We start from the raw sequence: 4,379 nt of genomic DNA, 5'->3' as shown, positions 1-4,379 counted from the left end.
AAGATCGTCGGTCCGCTGCTACCCCCGACGACCCACCTGCCCTGCCCTGGCCGGGTTCGTGCACGCACCACGACCCGGTCGATGTCGCTCATGCCCGCGTCCGGCGAGGCCGGCACGGTTCGTGATCCATGTTAGGCGGCTGCCAGCGCCTGCGCGGCGGGTGCAGGAATCACCATCCGTGGCTCCTGCGCGAGCAAGCCGGGCTCGGGGCCGTCGGGCCGATCGGCGGAGATCGTCTCGGATGCGGTGCTCTCCATGCCCGCGCGACGGTCGAGTCCGTCCGCCAGCAGACCACTCACGTCGAACAGCACGTCGGAGAGCGGGACATCCAATGCGTCGCAGATGGCCGCGAGCAGTTCGCTCGAGGCCTCCTTCCTGCCGCGCTCGATCTCCGAGAGGTAACCGAGGCTGACCCGGGCGCTGCTGGAGACTTCGCGCAGGGTGCGGCTCTGCGAAACACGGGTGCGCCGAAGGCTGTCACCGAGTGCCTCACGCAACAACAGCGCCATCCCATCCTCCTTCGTCCGTCGTGCCGACACCTCGACAACGCACGACGACGCTGCGAGGTTCCCGCGGATCGATCGGACCTCGATACTGCGGTGTCCAGACATTACAACGCCCACGGCCGTCGCAGACGAGCGAGTGGTCCCGACACAGCGGTGTCGACCGTCCCGAGCCGGATACGGCACCGGTCGCCGCACGAGTCGGTCCACCTGTACGCCGGCCCGTGGGGCGACCACGAGGGGTCGCCCGGATTCACCGGGCGTCCTCACCCACCGCGCGGCCGTCGTCCGGAGTGTCCTCCGCAGGGGTGTTCCCGCCATCGCCGGTCTCCACACGTGTGGTCTCGCTCCGGCGTACTCCGGTGCGCAGGCGGATGGCCTGGACGACGTAGTCGAGACCGGTCACCACCGTCAGCGCGACCGCCAGGATCATCAGGCCGATCGCCACCGGTTCCACCGAGTCGGGCAGGGGCAGCAGGTAGAGGCCGATGGCGAGCGTCTGCACCAGGGTCTTGGCCTTACCGCCGCGACTCGCCGGGATCACGGCGTGGCGGAGTACCGCGAAACGCAGCGCGGTGATCCCCAGCTCCCGGGCGGCGATGATTCCTGTGACCCACCACGACAGGTCGCCGAGCATCGACAGTCCGACGAGCGCCGCGCCGATGAGGGCCTTGTCGGCGATGGGGTCGGCGAGTTTACCGAAATCGGTGACGAGACCGTGTTTCCGCGCGAGTTGACCGTCGATCCGGTCGGTGATCGCGGCGATCGCGAAGACTCCGGTCGCCGCGAGCCTCCACGCGGTGTCGTGCCCGTCGCCGACGAAGAGCAGCACCAGGAAGATCGGTACCAATGCGATCCGGCCCACCGTCAGGATGTTGGCGATGTTCCACAACGGCACCGGATCGTGCGGGCTCCCGGCGTGTGGTCCTGGTGCGGCGCCGCTCCCGCCCGACGCGGTGACATGCTGGCGGGGCGTGCTCATGTGCCCCACAATATCGGTAGCCGCACGCGCTACTGTTCACCGCATGACGACTGCGCCGACGAACCACGAATCGAACGATCGAATGGTCGTGCGGCGCGCCCGAACCTCCGACGTGCCCGAGATCAAGCGGCTCATCGACATCTACGCGGGCCGGATCCTGCTCGAGAAGAATCTGGTGACCTTGTACGAGGCCGTCCAGGAGTTCGTGGGTGGCCGAACTCGGGGGGCGGGTCGTCGGGTGCGGGGCCCTGCACGTGCTGTGGTCGGATCTCGGGGAGGTACGCACCGTCGCCGTCGACCCGTCCGTCAAGGGCCACGGCGCGGGTCACCTGATCGTCGCGCGCCTGATCGAGGTCGCCCGCGAGCTCGAGCTGGAACGACTGTTCGTGCTCACCTTCGAGGTGGAATTCTTTGCGCGGCACGGTTTCGCGGAGATCCAGGGGACTCCGGTGACGGCCGAGGTCTATGCGGAGATGTGCCGGTCGTACGATACGGGCGTCGCGGAGTTCCTGGACCTGAGCTATGTGAAACCGAACACGCTCGGGAACACCCGGATGCTCCTCACCCTCTGATCGAGATCACGAAAGCGAGGCCCGATGGCCCTGTTCGCCGTCGAGTACACCTATTCGGATGCGACCGCCGCGGCGCGCGACGAACACCGCCCGAAGCACCGCGCATGGCTCGGTGCTCTCGTGGAGCAGGGCGTCGTGCGTGCGACCGGTCCGTGGGCGGACGGGTCGGGTGCGCTCATCCTCGTCGACGTGGCCGACGAGGCCGCGGCGCGCGAACTGATGGCCCAGGACCCGTTCTCGCAGCGCGACCTCGTCGATGCCGTGCGCATCACCGGATGGAACCCGGTGATGGGCGTGTTCAACGCTTGACGGGTTCCTTCGCTCCTCGCGTCTTCAGCAGGCTCGCCACGGTCGTCACGACCAGCACCCCGACGATCACGATCAGCGACACCGAAGTGGAGATCTCCGGGACGGCGACGTGCTCGCCGCCGTTGATCCAGCCGAGCGTGTTCTCGTGCAGGGCATGGAGCACCAGCTTCACGCCGATGAACGCCAGGATGATCGACAGTCCGTAGGACAGGTAGACGAGCCGCTCGAGCAAGCCACCGATGAGGAAGAACAGCTGGCGCAGACCCATCAGCGCGAAGGCGTTCGCGGTGAAGACCAGATAGGGCTCGTCGGTCAGGCCGTAGATCGCGGGGATCGAGTCGAGCGCGAAGAGGATGTCGGTGAACCCGATCGCGACGAGCGCGAGAAGCATCGGGGTGACCATCTTCCTGCCGTCGATACGGGTGACGAGCTTGTCGCCGTCGTACTCGTCGTGCACCGGCAGGAACTTGCGGGCCAGCTTCACCATTCGGTTCTCCGAGATACCCTGCGGGTCCTCGCCGTGATCGCGGATGAGCTTGACGGCCGTGTAGATCAGGAAGATACCGAAGAGGTAGAACACCCAGCTGTAGGCGTTGATCGCCGCGGCACCGACCGCGATGAAGGCACCGCGCATGACCAGCGCCAGGACGATACCGATCGTCAGGACCTTCTGCTGGTACTCACGGGGCACCGCGAAGGTGGCCATGATGATGACGAAGACGAACAGATTGTCGACCGACAGCGCCTTCTCGGTGATGTATCCGGCGAAGTACTCGCCGCCGTAGGTCGGTCCCCACGCCGCGAAGACGATGAGACCGAAGACGATCGCGATGGCGATGAACACCGCCGACCAGAATCCGGATTCCCGCAGTGTCGGAGCATGCGGTTTGCGAACGTGAGCGAAGAAATCGAAGACGAACAGTCCGATGATGACGGCGATCGTGATCAACCAGGTCGTCAGAGTTACGTGCACGGGCATCACAGCCTTCCGGTAGGTTGTCGTACCTGCCGGAGGTCTCTCCCGCCCGGATAGTTACCGGACCGACGGCCCCGGGACGGCATCGGCGCCGCACGTGTTGACGAGACCGCCGCGGATAAGGGGATACTCCCCTCCACAGCTTCCTCGATTGTGCCACATGCGCTTATTCCGCGCCCGAGGGCGCCTCCGCTGCCTCGCCGCCACCGCGGATCGAGTACAACAGACCGTCGAGTTCCTCCGGCTTGACCAGCACCTCTCGCGCCTTGCTGCCCTCGCTGGGTCCGACGACCCCGCGGGTCTCCATCAGATCCATCAGGCGGCCGGCCTTCGCGAATCCGACGCGCAACTTGCGTTGCAGCATCGACGTGGAGCCGAACTGGCTCGTCACCACCAACTCGACGGCCTGGAGGAAGACATCGAGGTCGTCGCCGATGTCGGGATCGACGTCCTTCTTGTCGCCGGCCTTCGGGGCGGTCACGCCCTCGTTGTACTCGGGCTCGGCCTGGTTCTTCGCGAAGTCGACGACGGCCGCGATCTCTTCGTCGGTGATGAAGGCACCCTGCATGCGCACGGGCTTGCCCGCACCCATGGGCAGGAAAAGCCCGTCGCCCATGCCGATGAGTTTCTCGGCGCCGGGCTGGTCGAGGATGACTCGCGAGTCGGTGAGCGAACTCGTCGCGAACGCGAGTCGCGACGGCACGTTCGTCTTGATCAGGCCCGTGACGACGTCCACCGAAGGCCTCTGCGTGGCCAACACGAGGTGGATGCCGGCGGCACGGGCCTTCTGGGTGATGCGGACGATCGCGTCCTCCACGTCGCGGGGAGCCGTCATCATCAGGTCGGCGAGCTCGTCGACGATGGCGAGAATGTAGGGATACGGCCGGTACACGCGTTCGCTCCCCAACGGCGCGGTGATCTCCCCCGACTTCACCTTGGTATTGAAGTCGTCGATGTGCCGCACGCGGTTGGCCTGCATGTCCTGGTAGCGCTGCTCCATCTCCTCGACGAGCCAGGCGAGCGCTGCGGCCGCCTTC

5 protein-coding genes and 1 pseudogene are annotated in these 4,379 nt (G+C 66.4%); 2 read left to right on the top strand and 4 right to left on the bottom strand.

Annotation, left to right across the window (positions count from 1 at the left end; translation table 11 throughout):
• Positions 1-131: 131 nt before the first annotated feature.
• On the bottom strand, positions 132-509 hold the full coding sequence (locus tag R1101_RS0116815) for a helix-turn-helix domain-containing protein (RefSeq protein WP_026003380.1): 378 nt from the start codon (positions 507-509) through the stop codon (positions 132-134).
• Between the two features lie 247 nt (positions 510-756).
• Positions 757-1,485, bottom strand: coding sequence for a CDP-diacylglycerol--glycerol-3-phosphate 3-phosphatidyltransferase (gene pgsA, locus R1101_RS0116810; protein ID WP_026003379.1), 729 nt, complete (start codon positions 1,483-1,485; stop codon positions 757-759).
• Between the two features lie 43 nt (positions 1,486-1,528).
• Between pgsA and R1101_RS27160 the strand changes: the two are divergent.
• Both R1101_RS27160 and R1101_RS0116800 read left to right on the top strand, forming a co-directional pair.
• A pseudogene (locus R1101_RS27160) lies at positions 1,529-2,057 on the top strand (amino-acid N-acetyltransferase).
• 24 nt (positions 2,058-2,081) lie between these two features.
• Complete coding sequence (locus R1101_RS0116800) at positions 2,082-2,366, top strand: YciI family protein (RefSeq protein ID WP_016934533.1); 285 nt, start codon at positions 2,082-2,084, stop codon at positions 2,364-2,366.
• On the opposite strand, the gene R1101_RS0116795 is transcribed toward R1101_RS0116800, so the two are convergent.
• Together R1101_RS0116795 and R1101_RS0116790 are read right to left on the bottom strand one after the other, a co-directional pair.
• Positions 2,356-3,345 carry a TerC family protein gene (locus R1101_RS0116795; protein ID WP_016934532.1) on the bottom strand — a complete coding sequence of 330 codons (990 nt, stop codon included), beginning with the start codon at positions 3,343-3,345 and terminating at the stop codon, positions 2,356-2,358. The genes R1101_RS0116800 and R1101_RS0116795 overlap by 11 nt on opposite strands.
• A gap of 163 nt (positions 3,346-3,508) precedes the next feature.
• A partial coding sequence (locus tag R1101_RS0116790) for an FtsK/SpoIIIE domain-containing protein (RefSeq protein WP_016934531.1) occupies positions 3,509-4,379 on the bottom strand: 871 nt, incomplete at its 5' end.

The organism is Rhodococcus sp. R1101 (assembly GCF_000278445.1).
GTDB classification, from domain to species: domain Bacteria; phylum Actinomycetota; class Actinomycetes; order Mycobacteriales; family Mycobacteriaceae; genus Rhodococcus; species Rhodococcus gordoniae.
Note: the sequence above shows the minus strand (reverse complement) of the source record. Positions and strands in the feature narration are given on the sequence as shown.